This is a genomic window from Pseudonocardia nigra (genome assembly GCF_019396355.1).
In the GTDB taxonomy this organism is placed as follows: domain Bacteria; phylum Actinomycetota; class Actinomycetes; order Mycobacteriales; family Pseudonocardiaceae; genus Pseudonocardia; species Pseudonocardia nigra.
This window is the reverse complement of the sequence record NZ_JAHKRK010000044.1, coordinates 1-16,805: the sequence shown is the minus strand read 5'-3', so window position 1 is coordinate 16,805 and position 16,805 is coordinate 1. Positions and strand designations below refer to the sequence as shown.

Below are 16,805 nucleotides of genomic sequence, written 5' to 3'. Positions count from 1 at the left end.
CCCGGCGCCACGGGGATACCAAGATCACCGCGAGATACGCAACCCCGCACCGCCGGCGACAACAACCGCACACTCACGGCGATCACCCCGACCACGATCACCGCGAGATACGCGTTCCCGCACCGTCCACGACGACAACCGCACTCTCGCGGCGATCACACGCGTCGGCACTCCGGCGACCACCGGCGCCGCACGGTCCCCGAACCGTGCGGCACCGGCGCCGGGCCTGCGGGACGGCCACCGGCGTTCCCGCGTCAGCCGATCCGGCCGGCCCCCGCTTGCGCGCCGACCACGCCGGGCACGGCCTGCGTCGGGTGCAGCTGCAGGTCATAGGGGGGTTGCCAGGTCACGGACGGGTCGAGGTCGGGGTCGTGCTCGGCGTTGTAGGCCGCGACCACGTCCACGGCCGACTCCGGGGAGCGGCCGTTCACGAGCGTGCCGGAGGCCGCGAGACCGGTACCCCCGTACACGGTGACGATGTCGGCCGGGGCGATGCCGGGGCCGAGGTCGAAGAAGTTGTCCTCGGCCAGGATCGCCGACTCGCGCCCGACGCCCCAGGAGTACACGTACCCGGCGGCGTCCGGCCGCACGTAGTGGTTGTTCGCGACGTGCACCTGCCCGAACCGCACCCGCGGCGTGCGCTGGCCGGTCCGGTCGAACAGGTTGTGGTGGAGGGTGACGCGCAGCTTCCCGCGGTCGGTCAGCCTGCTGTCGGACGAGCCGATGAGCATCACCTTGTCGTGGTCGACGAACCGGTTCCACGACACGGTGACGAGGTCGGCGCCGTTCGTGATGTCGAGCAGGCCGTCGTGCACCTCGTACTTGGCGCCGAAGTACTCGGGCAGCGCCGACGGCGGGTGCTCCCCGTCGTCGAAGGTGGAGTGGTCGACCCAGACGTGCGACGACTCGGCGATCCACAGGTTGTCGTACTCGGAGTTCCAGGTGCCGCCGGAGTCGCCGGGGTCCCAGGCCGGGAAGCAGTCGTAGGCGTCGGAGAACCGGATGTTGCGGACGATCACGTTCGTGGAGCCGCGGACCGTCATCGCGGCCCCGACGATCCGCGCGTCCGGGCCGACGCCGACCAGCGTGACGTTCGAGCCGACGTACTGCCGGACCTGCTCCTCCTGGTTCTCCTGGGAACGGGCACGGGCGTCCTCCAGCGGGCCGGCAGGCTCCTGGTCGCCCCACGTGGCCGGGTCGTAGGCCTGCAGGTACTCCTCCGGCGAGTACGCCGGATCGGCGTAGTCCTCGCAGGTCAGCGGCTGCCCATCGGGTCCGGTGTTCGCATCGATCGGGCCGGCGACGCGCACGATCCGCGGCGTCGTGTCCCCGCGGGCACCGGCGCCACCGAGCGCGGCCCGCAGCTCCTCCCAGGTGCGCACGGTGAAGACGTGCGCCTCATCGGCCCCGCTCCCGCCGGTGGTGCCGGGCCCGACCGAGGCCCACCCGTCGCCCGGCGGGAGCACCTGGCGTTCCAGCGGGACCTCCGCCGTCGGTGCGGCCACCGCCGCCGGGGCGACGCCCGCCGCGAGTGCCACGGCCCCGATGCCTGCCGCGGCCCATCCTCGGACTCCCATGCTCATCCCACCTCATCGTGTGAAAGCGCTTGCTGGTAAGCGCTTTCACGCTAGAGAGGGTGGCGGGAGCTGTCAACGCATCGGGTGACACCTGCTGATCCCGGGCCCGACGGGCGGCCGGCCTCGCCCTGGCCTACTGTCCGTGACCATGGGGGCGCGCACGGAACACGTACGGGGAGGCCTCGGTGCCCGATCGGGTTGCCGGCGACACGGGGGCGCACTCCTCCTCGTCGTCGCGGTCGCGCTGCTCACGGCGTGCACCGCCCCGGCCCCGCCGCCGGCCCCCCTGACGGCGCAGGTCTCCGCGCCCACCGCGGCCACCACGGTCCTGGACGCCGACGACCCGGCCGCCCTCGCCGTCGCCACCAGCGCCGCGCTGTACGCCACCGCGCCGGTCGTCGTGCTCGCGGCGGCCGACGATCCCGGGGCGCACGCCGCCGCCGCACCCGTGGCCGAACGGATCGGCGCCCCGCTGCTGCTCACCCCCACCCCGGCCGGGGCGGACGGGAAGGCGCCCGACCCCGCGGCCGTGGCCGCCGAGATCGCGCGACTGGGCGCGGGCACGGTGCTGGCCGTCGGGCAAGCCGCCGCCGACTGGGCAGACGAGCTCGCCGTCGAGGTCGTCACGGACGAGGCCGCGCTGCCCGCCGTCACCGCCCCGTCGCCGCGCCCTTCGGTGCTCGTGCTGGCCCAGGACGCGCCCGCCCAGGTCGCGGCGACCGCCACCGCACGCGCGTCCGGTGCCCAGGTGGACGTCGTCCCCGGCGCCGACCCGCGGCGCGACCCGGAGCCGGTCGCCCGACCGGAGCAGGTGCTCGCGCTCGGCGCGGCGTTCGGCACGCCCCAGGTGCTCGACTACCGGCTGGCCGTCGCCGCCACGGGGGTGGAGCTGCCCGGCGGCGGGCAGGTGCTGTTCCCGGGGCGCCGGATGGTCGCGCTCTACGGGCATCCCGGCGCGCCCGCGATGGGGGTGCTCGGCGAGCAGGGCGTCGCGGCATCGGTGCAGCGCGCGCAGGCGCTGGCCGCGGAGTACGACCCGCACGTCGACGAGCCCGTCGTGCCCGCGTTCGAGCTGATCGCCACGGTCGCCGACCGGGTGCCGGGACCGGACGGCGACTACTCCGCCGAGTCGAGCGTCGAGGATCTTCGCCCGTGGGTGGACGCCGCGCGCGACGCGGGCGTGTACGTCGTGCTCGACCTGCAGCCCGGCCGCACCGACTTCCTCACCCAGGCGCAGCGCTACACCGAGCTGCTCGCGCAGCCGCACGTCGGGCTGGCCCTGGACCCGGAGTGGCGCCTCGGGCCGCAGCAGAAGCACCTGGAGCAGATCGGATCGGTGGGCGTCGACGAGGTCAACGCGGTGGTCACCTGGCTCGCCGACCTCACCCGGGAGCACGCGCTCCCGCAGAAGGTGCTGATGCTGCACCAGTTCCGGCTCAACATGATCGTCGGGCGGGAGCGGCTCGACACCTCCCGCGACGAGCTCGCGGTGGTGCTGCACGCCGACGGGTTCGGTACGCCCGGCCTGAAGTTCGAGACCTGGAACGCGCTGCACCAGGACGCGCCCGACGGGATCTGGTGGGGCTGGAAGAACTTCTACGACGAGGACACTCCGACGTTCACCCCGGCGCAGACGCTCGCGATCGGGCCGACGCCGCCGGTGTTCGTCTCCTACCAGTAGTCCGCACCCGCGGGGATGACGCCGGATCAGGGCATTCCGTCCCGATCGCGGCCGGCGCGCAGTACCGTCGCGAGATCATCCGCGAGCCCGCGAGGAGAACGGTGAGCCACTCCGACGCCCGACGACTCCCCCGGGCCGCCTTCGTCCCGGTCGCGCTCGCGCTCGTCGCCGCCACGACCCTGCTGCCCACGGCCCTGCTTCCCACGGCCACGGCCACCCAGGCGGATCCCGAGCCGGTGCGCATCCTCCCGCTCGGCGACTCCATCACCTACGGCTACGAGCACGGCTCGTACCGCACGAAGCTGTGGGAGATGCTCGTCGACGACGACGGGTACGCCATCGACTTCGTCGGGTCGCAGAGCGACGGCCCGGAGAGCCTGCCCGACCGCGACCACGAAGGGCACTCCGGCTGGCGGATCGACGAGATCGAGACGGAGGCCGCCGACTGGGTCGCCGACCACGACCCGGACATCGTGCTGCTGCACATCGGCACCAACGACATGATCCAGGGCGCCTCCGCCGACGAGATGGAAGCCCGGCTCGACCGGCTGCTGGAGACGCTGTTCGAGGCCGGCCCGCAGCTCACCGTGGTCGCCGCGGCGGTAATCCCGCTCCACGAGCCGGACCAGCGCCTGCGCGAGTACAACGCGGCCGTCGCCGGGCTCGTCGAAGCCCACCGCGCCGAGGGCCGCGACGCCGTGTTCGCGGACATGGCGAGCGGCGGCATCGAGGGCCGCGACGACATCCCCGACGGCGTGCATCCCGGCCCGCAGGGCTACGCCAAGATGGCCGAGGTCTGGTACCCGCTGGTGCGGGCCGAGCTCGAGGAGCGCGGCGCAGGTGGCATCCCCGAGGCCACGCGGGAGGGCGAGCCGTACCGGCCGGGCTCCAGCACCCGCGCGCAGTCCGGCACGTAGGGCTAGGCCGTGTCCCGTGGATCAGGGGCGATGGGTTTCGTGATCCAGATGGTTCCTGGCAAGGCGGAGGTAGGCGCCGTCGTACTTGGCGTACCCGGGCCTACCGACAACGCAGCCAGGGGCCATCTGGGCGCGAAGACCGCGTTCATGATCCGCGGGACGCGGCCTGGGTCCGCGCGGGCAGGGGGCGGGCCGCTCCCGCGGCCAGCAGGCCCAGCACCAGGGCCCCGAGCACCACGAACAGCGCCCGCAGGATCCCGGCGTGCTCGCCGAGCAGGCCGATCAGCGGCGGGCCCGCGATGAACGCGGTGTAGCCGATCGAGCTGACGACCGACACCCGGGCGGCCGCGCGGGCGGGGTCGTCGGCCGCGGCGCTCATGCCGACCGGGAAGCCCAGCGACGCGCCCACGCCCCACAGGAGCGCACCGGCGAGCGCGACGGGCGTGGACCCGCCGAGCAGCACCAGCAGCAGCCCGGCGAGGGCGACCACCGCGGTCGCCCGCAGCACGGGGACGCGTCCGAACCGCTCAAGCAGCGCCCCGCCGAAGAACCGGCCGACGGTCATCGCGGCGACGAAGAACCCGAACGCGACGGCGCCGAGGGCGTCGCCGGTGCCGTAGCCGTCGACCATCGCGATGGCGATCCAGTCGTTGGCGGAGCCCTCCGTGAACGCGAACGCGAGCACCATCAGCCCGATGATCAGGGTGCGGGGCTCCCGCCAGGCCGCGAGCACGCCCGAGCCCGCCGCCTTCTCCTCGGCCGTCGTCTCCAGCTGCGGCAGGAACCTCCGCGTCGCCACCCCGACGACGATCGGCACCAGCGCCGCGACGACGAGCAGCTGCACCGACAGCGGCACGCCGGCGAACGCCGAGCCGGCTCCGATGCCGGCGCCCGCCACGGTGCCGAGGCTGAACCCGGCGTGCAGCTTGGGCATGAGCGAGCGGTCGAGGACGCGCTCGACGTCGGCGCCCTCGACGTTCATTGCGACGTCCCACACGCCCGTACCCAGGCCGGTGAAGGCGAGGCCGATGGCGGCGGGCACCACGAGCCCACCGAGCAGCCCCAGGCCGAGGCAGGCCAGCCCGAAGACCATCGTGAGCGACGCGGCGAACACGGCCCGGGCCGGCCCGAGCCGGTGGACGATCGGACCGGAGAGCGGCAGCCCGGTGACCGATCCTGCGGACGCGCACAGCAGCAGCAGGCCGAGCTGCCCGGTGGAGAGCCCGAGCGCGTCGCGGATGGCCGGGGTGCGCGCGATGAACGAGGCGAAGGCCAGCCCGTTCACGGTGAAGACGACGGCGACCGCCGTGCGCGCCCTCAGGGCATCAGCGGCGGGCACGGCCCTCGTGGTGGTCAAGTCATCTCCTATCGAATCGATTCGATCGCATTTGACGGTACGCGGTCGTCCCGCCCGGGCTCAACCCGTATTCCTGTGATCCGGCTACCGTGCCGGGGTGACCACCCGCCCCACGCTCGCCGCCGTCGCGGCGCACGCCGGCGTCTCGCCGTCCACGGCGTCGCTGGTGTTCTCCGGGAGCTCACGGGTCACACCGGCCACCCGGGAGCGGGTCCTCACCGCCGCCGCGGCGCTCGGCTACGCGGGCCCCGACCCGCTCGCGGCGTCCCTGCGCCGCGGCCGCAGCGGCGTGATCGGCGCCTTCGTCGGGGAGCGACTGCTGTACGCGTTCCGCGACCCGGTCGCGGTCCAGATGCTCGACGGGATCACCGAGGTACTCGGCGGCCACGGCGTCGGGCTGCTGCTGCTCGCGGGCGACACCGGGCGCCCGTCGGCCGACCAGATCGCCCGCATCCCCCTCGACGCGGCGATCTTCGCGACCTGCGGGCTGGAGGACGACCCCGCGCTGGACCACCTCCGCGCCCGCGGCGTGCCCATCGTGGCCGTCGAGGGGCCGATCGTGCCCGGCGCCGTGCTCGTCGACATCGACGACCGCGGCGGCACCCGCACGCTCGCCCGGCACCTGCACGACCTCGGCCACCGGCGCGTCGAGGTCATCGCCATGCCGCTGCGGCTCGACGGCACCCGCGGCCCGGTCACCGCGGCCCGCCGCTCGCGCGCCCACTACCGGGACGTGCGGCACCGGCTGGAGGGCGTGGAGGACGTCTTCGGCCGGGTGCCCGCGTTCGAGACGGCCAGCAACGCGGTCGCGGAGGGCGCGGCGGCCGGACGGGCCCTGCTCGACGTGCCGGCCCACCGCCGCCCCACGGCCGTGATCGCCCAGAGCGACGTGCTCGCCGCCGGCGTGCTGGAGGCCGCCGCCGAACTGGGCCTACGCGTGCCGGAGGACGTGAGCGTGGCCGGGTTCGACGGGGCCGATCTGCACTGGCTGGGCGAGACCCGGCTGACCACCGTGGTACAGCCCACGGACAAGAAGGGCCGCGCCGCCGCCCAGGCCGCGATGGACCTCGTCGCGGGCGCGCACCCGCCGGACGTGACGCTGCCGGTGAGCCTGCGCATCGGCACCACGAGCGGGCCCGCGCCGTCCTGATCGCCGGGGATCAGTAGATCGCCGCGGTCGGGGGAACCCGCCGGACATGCCCGTCCGCGTGCTGGTCGTCGACCAGCAGCCACTGTTCAGCCGTGGTCTGGAACTCCTGCTCCCCGCCGTGAGCGACGACCGGGTGCACGTCGTGGCGAGCACCGACCTCGCCGGGTCCGCCGCCGTGCTGGCCCGGCGCCACCAGCCCGACCTCGCGCTCGTCGACCTCGGCCTCGGCCCGCCCGGCGGGGTGCGCGCAATCGCCGCGATCCGGCGCGTGGAACCGCGGCTGCCCGTCGTCGCCATGACCGTGGACGGCGACGAGGAACAACTGGCGCTCGACGCCCTGCGCGCGGGCGCCCGCGGGCTGCTGATCAAGGCGCAGGAACCCGAGGAGCTGCTGCCGCCGCTGCTCGCCGCCGCGGACGGGTGGGCAGTGCTGCCGCCCTCGATGCTGGCACGGCTGAGCGGAACCGGACGCGCCGCCTGCCGGACGCCGCGGCTCACCGGCGACGAGCAGCGGCTGTGGAGGTTCATCGCGCGGGGCGCGAGCACCGCGCAGATCGCCCAGTCGATGCACGTCTCCGAGCGCACGGTCAAGCGCCTGACCGCCGGGCTGCTGCGCCGCCTCGGCGTGTCGACCCGCACCGAGGCCGCCACCCTCGCCGGCCGCGCCGGCCTCCTCGACGGCTGACCGCCCCCGCGCAGGGGCGACTCACGCGGCAGAACGGGGCGACTCGCGCGTCGTTTCCGGGCGACTCGCGCGTGGTCTGCGAGTCGCCCGGGTTCGACACGCGAGTCGCCCGCTTTCGACTCGTCGAGCACGTGGTCCCGACCCGTCGCCGTCCGTCGCCGTGGGAGAACACCCCGTAGGGCAGGTTGGCCGGGCCGAACGGTGAGCCGTCCGGAATCTCGATCACTGCGGCCCGCGCCCGGACCACGTCCAGGCGTAGCGGCCGTCGTCGACGGCCTGGCCGCCCTCCCCCAGCTCGAGCGGCCGGAACGTGTCGACCATGACGGCCAGCTCGTCGAAGAACTCCGCACCGAGTGACTTCTCGACGGCGCCGGGCTGCGGCCCGTGCGAGTGCCCGCCGGGGTGCAGGCTGATCGAGCCCTGCCCGATCCCCGAGCCCTTGCGGGCCTCGTAGTTCCCGCCGCAGTAGAACATCACCTCGTCCGAGTCCACATTGGAGTGGTAGTACGGCACCGGCACCGACAGCGGGTGGTAGTCCACCTTCCGCGGCACGAAGTTGCACACCACGAAGTTGTTGGCCTCGAACACCTGGTGCACCGGCGGCGGCTGGTGGACCCGGCCGGTGATCGGCTCGAAGTCGGCCACGTTGAACGTGTACGGGTACAGGCACCCGTCCCACCCGACGACGTCGAACGGGTGCGTCGGGTACACGTACCGGGTGCCGCTCACGCCGCCGGGGCCGCGGTGCTTCACCAGCACCTCGACGTCGGTGCCGTCCACCAGCAGCGGCTCGTCCGGCCCGTGCAGGTCCCGCTCGCAGTACGGCGCGTGCTCCAGGAACTGCCCGTACCGCGACAGGTACCGCTTCGGCGGCGCGATGTGCGAGTTCGCCTCGATCGCGTACAGCCGCAGCGGCTCGTCCCCGACCGGCACCCACCGGTGCGTCGTGGCCCGCGGCAGCACCACATAGTCGCCCTGCCGCGCCGACAGCGCCCCGAACACCGTCTCCACCGTCGCCGACCCGGACTCGACGTACACGCACTCGTCCCCGACCGCGTTGCGGTACAGCGGCGACGCCTCCCCCGCCACCACATACGAGATCCGCACGTCGGCGTTGCCCAGCACCAGCCGCCGCCCGGTGACCGCGTCCAGGGCCTTCCAGTCCTGGCCCGGGAACAGATCGTGCAGCTTGAGGTGCCGCGGGATCAACGGGTGGTTCGGTGTGGTCGCCGATGCGGGCGGCTCCCACGGCGTGGCGTCGACGATCGCCGACGGGACGCCGCGGTGGTAGAGCAGCGACGAGTCGCTGGAGAAGCCCTCCTCACCCATCAGCTCCTCGTAGTACAGCCCGCCGTCGGGCGTGCGGTGCTGGGTGTGCCGCGTCGGCGGCACCTCACCGGACCGTCGGTAGTACGCCATGGTGGCTCTCCTCCCGGGCGGCGGCGCGGTCGAGCGCCGCGGTGATCTGGGCTGCGGTGGGGGCGGCGAGCACCGCCGCGACGTGCGCGTCCGGGCGGATCACCCAGACCTCGCCGGGACGGGCGGCGAGCGCGTCGCCGAGCGCGCCCGTCGCGTCGATGGTCGCGAGCTCCAGCACCCGGACGGGCGCGGCCGCGCGCCCGGCGGCCTCGTGCGCCGCCGCGACGTCGGCGCCGGGCGCCGTGAGCAGCAGGAACCCGTCGCGCGCGAGCTCGCGGAACCGCCCGCCGCCGGTGACGGGCGCGTCCGGCACGAGGATCCCGGGCCCGGCGGGCGGGACGGCGCCGCGCGGCGGCCGCCCGGCGAACGGGCGCTCCGCGCACGGCGTGGTCAACGGCGAGTCGACGTACCAGAACGCCTCGGCGAGCCGTCCGGAGTCGACCTGCGCGCGGGCGACCGGGTCGTCGGCAGCGCGGGTCAGCACGTCGCGCCGGTGCGTGGCGGCCGCGTCGTCCTGGGGTACGAGGAAGTCCATCGTCGCGGTCGTGACGGCGAGGTTCTCCCGCGCCGCCGCGTGCCGCTCGGTGTGGTAGCTCTCCAGCAGTTCCTCGGGCGCCCAGCCGCGGGCGACGAACGCGATCTTCCAGGCGGCGTTCTCGGCGTCGGCCACCCCGGAGTTGAGCCCGCGCGCCCCGAACGGCGAGTACAGGTGCGCGGCGTCGCCCGCCAGCAGCACGCGCCCCACGCGCATCCGGTCCACGCAGCGCGAGTGGAACCGGTACACCGACTTCCAGACGATCTCGTACGGCCGGTCGCCGATCACCTTCCGGATCCGCGCGTCCAGGGCGCCGGAGGCCACCTCGGCTTCGAGGTCGTAGTCCGCGGGCACCTGCCAGTCGATCCGGAACGTGGAGTCCGGGCACGGGTGCACGAGGACCTGCCGGCCCGGGTTCCACTCGGGGTCGAAGTGGAAGCGGCGCTCGGTGGCCCAACCGGGCAGGTCGGTTCGGATGTCGCAGATGAGGAAGCGGTCGTCGAACGAGTGGCCTTCGAAGCGCACCCCGAGCAGCGCCCGCAGGTCCTCGCACCGCGCGCCCGGGCAGGCGAGGACGAAGGCGGCCCGCAGCTGCCCGCCGTCGGCGCAGGTGAGCGTGACGCCGTCGGCGTCCTGGTCGAGACGGGTGACCCGCCGCCCCCACTGCACGTCGATCAGCGGCTGCGCCGCGATGCACTCGTCGAGGATCTCCTCGGTGCGCGACTGCGAGATGTTGACGAACGGCGGGAACGCCGAGCGACCCGCGTCCGCGAACGTGAACGAGAACAGCTCGGACCCGCGGTGGAACGTCCGCGCGGTGGTCCACGTGACGCCCTCGGCGGCGATCCGCGCGCCCGCGCCGACCGCCTCCCACACGTCGAGCACCTCGCGCTGCTGGCAGATCGCCTTGGAGCCGACGAGGTCGCGCGCGGGCCGCTGGTCGAGCACCACCACCGGCAGGCCCCAGCGGGCGAGCAGCAGCGCGGCGGTCTGCCCGACCGGCCCGTTGCCGATGACGGCGACCGGGGTGTTCATGACGACTGCAGCTGGTCCCAGACCTCCCGGTCGCGCTCCGCGGTCCAGATGACCGGGCGCTCGACCCCGGAGAGCTCGTCCCAGACCCGCGACACGTCGAACGGGAGGCAGTGCTCGAAGATCGGCCAGTGCCCGTACCGGTCGACGAGCGCCGCGTGCGACCGCTCGAAGGCCTCCTTGAGCGTGCCCCCGCGGCCGTGCACGGCGCCGACCTCGTCGATCAGCACCTGCAGGAAGTGCCGCGTCTGCCCGATCGCGGACGCCACCGCGTCGGCGCCGCGGCTCACGCCACCGCGCCCGCCCACGAGCGTCTCCGCTCCGATCGCCGCGACCCGGTCGAGCGTGGCGCCCGCCCAGTCGCGGTGGAAGGCGTCGCCGGTGTAGAGGGCCGCCTCGGCCTCCACGAGGTCGCCGGCGAAGAGGATCTTGTGCCGGGGCAGCCAGGCCACGATGTCACCCTCCGTGTGCCCGCGCCCGCAGTACTGCAGCACGAGGTCGCCGCGGTCGCCGCCCAGGTCGATCGTCAGGCGGTCGGAGAAGGTGAGCGTGGGCCAGGTCAGGCCGGGCACCGAGTCGGCGCCCTCGGCGAGCCGCGGCATCCGGCCGAACTCGCTCTCCCAGTCCTGCTTGCCCCGCTCGGCCACCAGCGCCCGCGTGTTCTCGTGCGCGACGATGACCTCGGCGTCGAACGCGGACGCGCCCAGCACGCGCACGGCGTGGTAGTGGGTGAGCACGAGGTAGCGCACCGGCTTGTCGGTGTGCTCGCGCAGCTTCGCGAGCCACTTCTGCGCGACCACCGGGGTGGCGAGCGCCTCGAAGCAGACCAGGAAGTCCTCGCCCTCGACGGCCCCGATGTTCGGGTCGCCCTCGGCCGTCAACGCGTAGACACCGTCGGCGAGCACCTCGAGCGTCTGCTCCTTCGCCGCCAGATCCGCAGACGAAGCGAACGGTTTCGTCGCCATCGACGCATCCTTCCGATCAAACCTTTGATTAGTTGGGACCGTACCCCCTCGACGCCCCGACCGGAACCCCTCCATCATGGGCGTTCCGCACCGATGGAGGAGTACCCATGAGTGCACCGGAGGGCATCGACCCGAGTGTTCTCCCGAGCGGGGTCGGGTGCGCGAAGTGCGACGCGAACGGCGGGTGGTGGGTGCACCTGCGCCGCTGTGCGGCCTGTGGCCACGGCGCTCCTCGCTGACGCTCGTCGACCGTGTCCACCGCGGCGCTGTGTTGATGGTGGCCTCGCAAGCTCGGCCACGTCGGCTGCTGCGACACCTCCCCCGCCCAGCACGCCACCGCGCACTTCCGGGCCACCGGGCACCCGCTCGTCCGCAGCTTCGAGCCGGGCGAGAGCTGGTTCTGGGACTACCGCACCTCGCAGATGTACGAGGGCCCCGACCTGGCCGCGCCCCAGCACCGCCCGGTGGACCAGGCGGTACCCGGGCCCGCCGGACGTGTCCCGGCGGACTGGCGGCAGCACATCCACTGACGTCCGGCCACCTGGCGCGCACCCGCGGTACCCGGCCCACGCCCCGTTGCAGCAAAGCCACTTTCACGCCACCTGCCTGCATGAAAGTGGCTTTGCTGCAATCCCCCGGGCGTGACACCGCCCGGCTGACGGGCGCGCGGCTGGTCGCCGTCGCCGCCCGCGACCGAGCGAGGGCCGAGGCGTTCGCGGCCGAGCACGGCGTCGAGCGCGTGCTGGCCTCCTACGCGGACGTGCTCGCCGATCCCGAGGTCGAGGCCGTCTACAACCCGCTCGCCAACGGCCTCCACGGGCCCTGGAACCTCGCGGCGGTGGCCGTCGGGAAGCACGTGCTCACCGAGAAGCCGTCGGCCAGCGACGCGGTGGAGGCCCGCGCGGTGCGGGACGCCGCCGCGGACGCGGGCGTCGTCCTCATGGAGGCGTTCCGCTACCTCTACCACCCGGTCACGCGGCGGCTGCTCGACGTGCTCGGGTCCGGGGAGATCGGCGAGCTGCGCCACGTCGAGGTGCACATGGGGATCCCCGCCCCGGCCGACGCCGACCCGCGCTGGTCGCTCGCGCTCGCCGGCGGCGGACTGATGGACGGGGGCTGCTGCGGGCTGCACCTGCACCGGGCGCTGGCGCCGTTCGCGGGCGGCGAGCCGCGGATCCTCGCCGCCAAGGGGCGGGAGCGGGCCGGGCACCCCGGCGTCGACGAGTGGGTGGAGGCCGAGCTCGCCTTCCCCGGCGGGGCCACCGGCGTCGTGCACAGCTCGATGGCCGCCGACGACGTGCGCATGTCCTGCCGGCTCGTCGGCAGCCGCGGCGAGGCGACCGCCCCGTTCTTCGTGCTGCCACACCGCGACGACCGGGTGCTGGTGACCGCGGGCGGCACCGAGCGCGTCGAGGAGCTGGGCAGGCGGCCGTCGTACGCCTACCAGCTGGAGGCGTTCACGGCGGCGGTCCGGGAGGGCGTGCCGGTGCCCACCGACGCCGACGACGCGGTGGCGACGGCGGAGCTGGTCGACGACTGCTACCGGGCCGCGGGCTTCGACCCCCGCCCCCGCACGGTCCTCTGACGGCGGCGCCCGTCCGCGCCCGCCCGAACACCCGCTGATCAAGGCGCAGACGTCGCTCTGACAGATCGACAAGGGACCGCAGCGCCCTGATCGGCGGGCTTCCCGACGCGCGCGCACCGTCCCGCGATACGCATGCCGGACCCTGCGTACGCGCCCGATCGCCGCGGGTGCAGGATCGGGGCGTGTCCACCGTCGCCGCCGACGTCACGGCCGCCGCCGCCCGGCTGGCCGGTGTCGCCACGCTGACCCCGCTGCAGCGCAACGAGCGCCTGTCCGCCGCCACCGGCGCGCAGGTGTGGCTCAAGCGCGAGGACCTGCAGGTCGGGCGCTCGTACAAGCTGCGCGGCGCCTACAACCTGCTCGCCCAGCTCGACGAGGCCGAGCGGGCCGCGGGCGCGGTGTGCGCGAGCGCGGGCAACCACGGTCAAGGGGTGGCGTACGCCTGCCGCCGGCTCGGCATCCGCGGCCGCGTGCACGTGCCCAGCACCACGCCGCGGCAGAAGCGGGAGCGGATCACCGCACTCGGCGGCGACGCCGTCGAGCTCGTGGTCGGGGGCGACACCTACGACGAGGCCGCGGCCGCCGCGGCCGAGTACGCCGCCTCCACGGGTGCCACCGTCGTCCCCGCGTTCGACGACGTGCGCACGATCGCCGGGCAGGGCACGGTCGGCGTCGAGGTGATCAGCCAGCTCGGCGGCGCCCCCGACGTCGTCGTCGTGCCGGTCGGCGGCGGCGGGCTGCTCGCCGGGGTGGCCTCCTGGCTGCGGGCGCACCACCCGCACGTCCGGATCGTCGGGGTCGAGCCCGCGGGGGCGGCGAGCATGGCGGCCGCGCTGGCCGCCGGAGGCCCGGTGCCGCTGGCCGAGCTGGAGACGTTCGTCGACGGGGCCGCGGTGCGCCGCGTCGGCGACGTGAGTTTCCCGCTGGTGCGTGACTGCGGCGCCGAGCTGACGAGCGTGGCCGAGGGCCGCGTCTGCACGGAGATGCTCGACCTCTACCAGGTCGACGGCATCATCGCCGAGCCCGCGGGCGCGCTGGCCGCCGCCGCGCTGGAGGGGCTGGACCTCGCGCCCGACGCCACCGTGGTGTGCCTGCTGTCGGGTGGCAACAACGACGTGAGCCGCTACGCCGAGGTCGTCGAGAAGTCGCTCGTGCACCGCGGGCTCAAGCACTACTTCCTGGTGGAGTTCCCGCAGGAGCCGGGCGCGCTGCGGCGGTTCCTCGACGAGGTGCTCGGCCCGGACGACGACATCGTGCTGTTCGAGTACATCAAGCGGGACAACCGCGAGACCGGCGCCGCGCTCGTCGGGATCGAGCTGTCCGAGCGCGAGGGCTACGAGCCGCTGTGGAAGCGGATGGAGGCCAGCCCGCTCAAGATCCAGCACGTGGCCCCGGGGAGCACCGCGTACCGCTTCCTCGTCTGATGCCGCTCTACCGCGGCGAACCCGCGGCGGGGCCCTGGCGGGTCGTCCTGGCGTCGGACGTGCTCGCGCTCCTGGGCCGACCCCGGGTCGTCGCCGTCGACGGCCGGTCCGGCGGCGGGAAGACGACGGTCGCGGCCCGGCTGGCGGCCGCGGTGCCCGGGGCCGCGGTCGTGCACACCGACGACGTCGCCTGGTACCACGCGTTCTTCGACTGGGCCGACCTGCTGCGCGACGGCGTGCTCGCCCCGCTTCGCGACGGCCGGGCGGTCGCCTACCGGCCCCCGCAGTGGGACCGGCGGGGCCGCGTCGGGGCGATCGTCGTGCCGGCGGACTGCCCGCTCGTCGTCGTCGAGGGCGTGGGCGCCGGGCGCCGGGAGCTGGGCCCCTACGTCGACGCGCTGGTGTGGGTGCAGACCGACGCCGACGAGGGCATGCGCCGCGTCCTGGACCGCGACGGCGCGGACGCGGCAGGCTTCGCCGCGGAGTGGCAGGCTGCGGAGGACCCGTTCCAGGAGCGCGAGCGCCCGTGGGAACGGGCCGGGCACGTCGTGTGCGGGGCGCCGAAGGTCCCTCACGACCCCCGCACCGAGCTCGTCGTCGCCGGTAACCCGGGCGCGGCCGAGAACGACCTCCCGGTCGTGCGGGGACGAAGATGATCGAGTTCCGGTTGCTCGGCGCCGTGGAGGTGGTGCGCGACGGACGGCCGCTCGCGCTCGGCGGCCCCAAGCAGCGCGCGGTACTGGCGATCCGGCTGCTCGGCGCCGACCGGGTGGTTCCGCTGCACCGGATCATCGACGGCGTGTGGGGCGAACGCGCGGGCCCGAACACAGCCAACACGGTGCAGGTCTACGTCTCGAACCTCCGCCGCGCGCTCGGTCCCGACCGCGGACTGCTGGTCACCCGCGACACCGGCTACACCGTCACCCTCGACGGGCACGAGCTCGACGTCCTGCGCTTCCTCGCCGCGAGCACCGAGGGCAGGCGGCTGCTCGAGGGCAACCGCTACACCGAGGCGGCCGACCGGCTGCGGGCGGCGCTGGGCCGGTGGCGGGGCCCGGCGCTCGGCGACCTCGCGGCCGAGCCGTTCGCCGCGCCGGAGATCGCGGCGCTGGAGGAGAGCAGGCTCGCCACCGTCGAGGCGCGGATCGAGGCCGACCTCGCGCTGGGCCGCGCCGCGGAGACCGTCGGTGAACTGCGGACGCTCGTCGCGGCCCACCAGCTGCGGGAGCGGTTCGCCGCGCTGCTCATGGAGGCGCTGTACCGGACGGGGCGGCGCGCGGACGCGTTGGAGGTCCACCGCGCCGCCCGTGCGGTGCTGCTCGAGGAGCTGGGCGCCGACCCCGGCCCGGACCTGCGCCGGCTCGAACGCGAGATTCTCGCCGAGGCCGAGCTGAGCGGCGTCCAGCGGTTCGAGCGACCGTTCCTCGTGCTCACCGACGGCGCCGGCAGCCGGGAGGTCGTGGCACTGCACGCCGGCCGCTCCCCGTTCACGATCGGGAGGCATCCGGGCAACGACCTCGCGCTCGGCTGGGACCGGGAGGTCTCCCGCACGCACGCCCACCTGGAGCACACCGCGCGCGGTTGGGCGCTGGTCGACGAGGGGCGCTCGCGCAACGGGTCTTTCGTCAACGGCGTGCGGGTGAGCGGGCGCCACGAGCTGCGCGACCGCGAGGTCGTGCGGCTGGGTCGGACCGTGCTGCTCTACCGATGCACGACGCAGATGCCTGCGGCCCCGCGGCCCCTCGACGTCACCGTCACCGCCGACGTCAACAGGCCTTTCAGCGCTTCTTAACCGCTCCCCGCGACCGTCTCCGTGTCAGAACGACGCACCGAGAAGACGGAGACACCCAGATGAGCACCACCACCCGCCGCATCCTGCGCAGCACCGTCGTCGCCGCCGCCGCGGCCGCGATCACGCTCGGCCTGCCGGCCGCGGCCCTCGCGTCGGAGTACCCGGGCGCGCTCGGCAGCTGCGAGGTCGGCGGGCTCTACGACCTCGACGCCGACGGGCTGCTCGACGCCGGCGTGATCGACGAGGACGGCAACGGCTACGTCGAGCAGAACGTCCTCGACGCCGACGGCGACGGGTTCGCCGACACCTGGGGCGTCGACGCCGACGAGGACTGCGTGCTCGACCAGGTCGCGAACGACTACACCGGCGACGGCCTCCCCGACGCGTGGCTGCTCGACACCGACGCCGACGCCTACTTCGAGACCGTGCTGGTGGACGTCGACGGCGACGGGCACACCGACGAGTCCTACGCCGGGTACGACGCCTGGACGCTCGCGGTGCCCACCCACCTGGTGTTCGACGGGTACGGGCCGCACCTGGGCGACCTGATGTACGTGCTGTGGGCGGGCGGGAACGCGCCGGCCTACGACTTCGGCGGCGGGCTGCTGATCCCGACCGAGGTCTGACGCTCCCGTCCGCGGGGCGGTTCCGGGGCCCGCGGCGAGCTGCGCGATCGCGCTCGCCGC

At 74.5% G+C, this 16,805-nt stretch carries 15 protein-coding genes and 1 pseudogene; 11 read left to right on the top strand and 5 right to left on the bottom strand.

Features of this window, described 5'->3' with window-relative positions; genetic code table 11:
* Positions 1–254: 254 nt before the first annotated feature.
* On the bottom strand, positions 255–1,577 hold the full coding sequence (locus tag KME75_RS13915) for a pectate lyase family protein (RefSeq protein ID WP_219415053.1): 1,323 nt from the start codon (positions 1,575–1,577) through the stop codon (positions 255–257).
* A gap of 148 nt (positions 1,578–1,725) precedes the next feature.
* On the opposite strand from KME75_RS13915, the gene KME75_RS13910 reads away from it, so the two are divergent.
* Both KME75_RS13910 and KME75_RS13905 read left to right on the top strand, forming a co-directional pair.
* Positions 1,726–3,258, top strand: a complete 1,533-nt coding sequence (locus KME75_RS13910) for a serine/threonine-protein kinase (RefSeq protein WP_219415052.1) — start codon at positions 1,726–1,728, stop codon at positions 3,256–3,258.
* Positions 3,259–3,359: 101 nt separating this feature from the next.
* Positions 3,360–4,175 carry an SGNH/GDSL hydrolase family protein gene (locus KME75_RS13905; RefSeq protein WP_219415051.1) on the top strand — a complete coding sequence of 272 codons (816 nt, stop codon included), beginning with the start codon at positions 3,360–3,362 and terminating at the stop codon, positions 4,173–4,175.
* Between the two features lie 145 nt (positions 4,176–4,320).
* Here the strand turns inward: KME75_RS13905 and KME75_RS13900 are convergent, their stop codons facing one another.
* Positions 4,321–5,532 (bottom strand): MFS transporter, encoded by a 1,212-nt coding sequence (locus KME75_RS13900; RefSeq protein WP_246632054.1) that lies wholly within the window; start codon positions 5,530–5,532, stop codon positions 4,321–4,323.
* Between the two features lie 97 nt (positions 5,533–5,629).
* Here KME75_RS13900 and KME75_RS13895 point away from each other — a divergent pair, with 97 nt between their 5' ends.
* Both KME75_RS13895 and KME75_RS13890 read left to right on the top strand, forming a co-directional pair.
* A complete protein-coding gene (locus tag KME75_RS13895; RefSeq protein WP_219415050.1) occupies positions 5,630–6,682 on the top strand; it encodes a LacI family DNA-binding transcriptional regulator in 1,053 nt (350 codons plus the stop codon).
* Positions 6,683–6,728: 46 nt separating this feature from the next.
* The gene (locus KME75_RS13890; protein ID WP_219415049.1) at positions 6,729–7,367 is read left to right on the top strand and encodes a response regulator; all 639 of its coding nucleotides are present in this window, start codon (positions 6,729–6,731) and stop codon (positions 7,365–7,367) included.
* 222 nt (positions 7,368–7,589) lie between these two features.
* On the opposite strand, the gene KME75_RS13885 is transcribed toward KME75_RS13890, so the two are convergent.
* Genes KME75_RS13885 through KME75_RS13875 form a run of 3 tightly spaced genes read right to left on the bottom strand, consistent with a single transcriptional unit; the run spans position 7,590 to position 11,318 of the window.
* Entirely contained in the window at positions 7,590–8,786 is a 1,197-nt protein-coding gene (locus KME75_RS13885; RefSeq protein ID WP_219415048.1) for a homogentisate 1,2-dioxygenase, read from the bottom strand.
* Positions 8,761–10,356, bottom strand: coding sequence for an FAD-dependent monooxygenase (locus tag KME75_RS13880; RefSeq protein WP_219415047.1), 1,596 nt, complete (start codon positions 10,354–10,356; stop codon positions 8,761–8,763). The genes KME75_RS13885 and KME75_RS13880 overlap by 26 nt, the downstream gene beginning before the upstream one ends.
* Entirely contained in the window at positions 10,353–11,318 is a 966-nt protein-coding gene (locus KME75_RS13875) for an MBL fold metallo-hydrolase (protein WP_219415046.1), read from the bottom strand. Before KME75_RS13875 ends, KME75_RS13880 begins: the two co-directional genes overlap by 4 nt.
* 107 nt (positions 11,319–11,425) lie before the next feature.
* On the opposite strand from KME75_RS13875, the gene KME75_RS44900 reads away from it, so the two are divergent.
* The 7 genes and pseudogenes from KME75_RS44900 to KME75_RS13845 all read left to right on the top strand — a co-directional run bounded on the left by KME75_RS44900 (position 11,426) and on the right by KME75_RS13845 (position 16,745).
* Positions 11,426–11,557 carry a ubiquitin carboxyl-terminal hydrolase family protein gene (locus KME75_RS44900; RefSeq protein WP_281424515.1) on the top strand — a complete coding sequence of 44 codons (132 nt, stop codon included), beginning with the start codon at positions 11,426–11,428 and terminating at the stop codon, positions 11,555–11,557.
* 66 nt (positions 11,558–11,623) lie between these two features.
* Positions 11,624–11,848, top strand: a pseudogene (locus KME75_RS43105) (UBP-type zinc finger domain-containing protein); the annotation flags it as partial.
* 86 nt (positions 11,849–11,934) lie between these two features.
* Positions 11,935–12,903 (top strand): Gfo/Idh/MocA family protein, encoded by a 969-nt coding sequence (locus KME75_RS13865; protein ID WP_308282760.1) that lies wholly within the window; start codon positions 11,935–11,937, stop codon positions 12,901–12,903.
* A gap of 182 nt (positions 12,904–13,085) precedes the next feature.
* A complete protein-coding gene (gene ilvA / locus KME75_RS13860) occupies positions 13,086–14,327 on the top strand; it encodes a threonine ammonia-lyase IlvA (RefSeq protein ID WP_308282759.1) in 1,242 nt (413 codons plus the stop codon).
* The gene (locus tag KME75_RS13855) at positions 14,327–14,983 is read left to right on the top strand and encodes a uridine kinase family protein (RefSeq protein ID WP_219415043.1); all 657 of its coding nucleotides are present in this window, start codon (positions 14,327–14,329) and stop codon (positions 14,981–14,983) included. Before ilvA ends, KME75_RS13855 begins: the two co-directional genes overlap by 1 nt.
* Positions 14,980–16,119 (top strand): BTAD domain-containing putative transcriptional regulator, encoded by a 1,140-nt coding sequence (locus KME75_RS13850; RefSeq protein WP_219415042.1) that lies wholly within the window; start codon positions 14,980–14,982, stop codon positions 16,117–16,119. The genes KME75_RS13855 and KME75_RS13850 overlap by 4 nt, the downstream gene beginning before the upstream one ends.
* Positions 16,120–16,178: 59 nt before the next feature.
* Positions 16,179–16,745: a hypothetical protein gene (locus KME75_RS13845; protein WP_219415041.1), complete on the top strand. Its 567-nt coding sequence runs from the start codon at positions 16,179–16,181 to the stop codon at positions 16,743–16,745.
* The last annotated feature ends 60 nt before the right edge of the window (positions 16,746–16,805 follow it).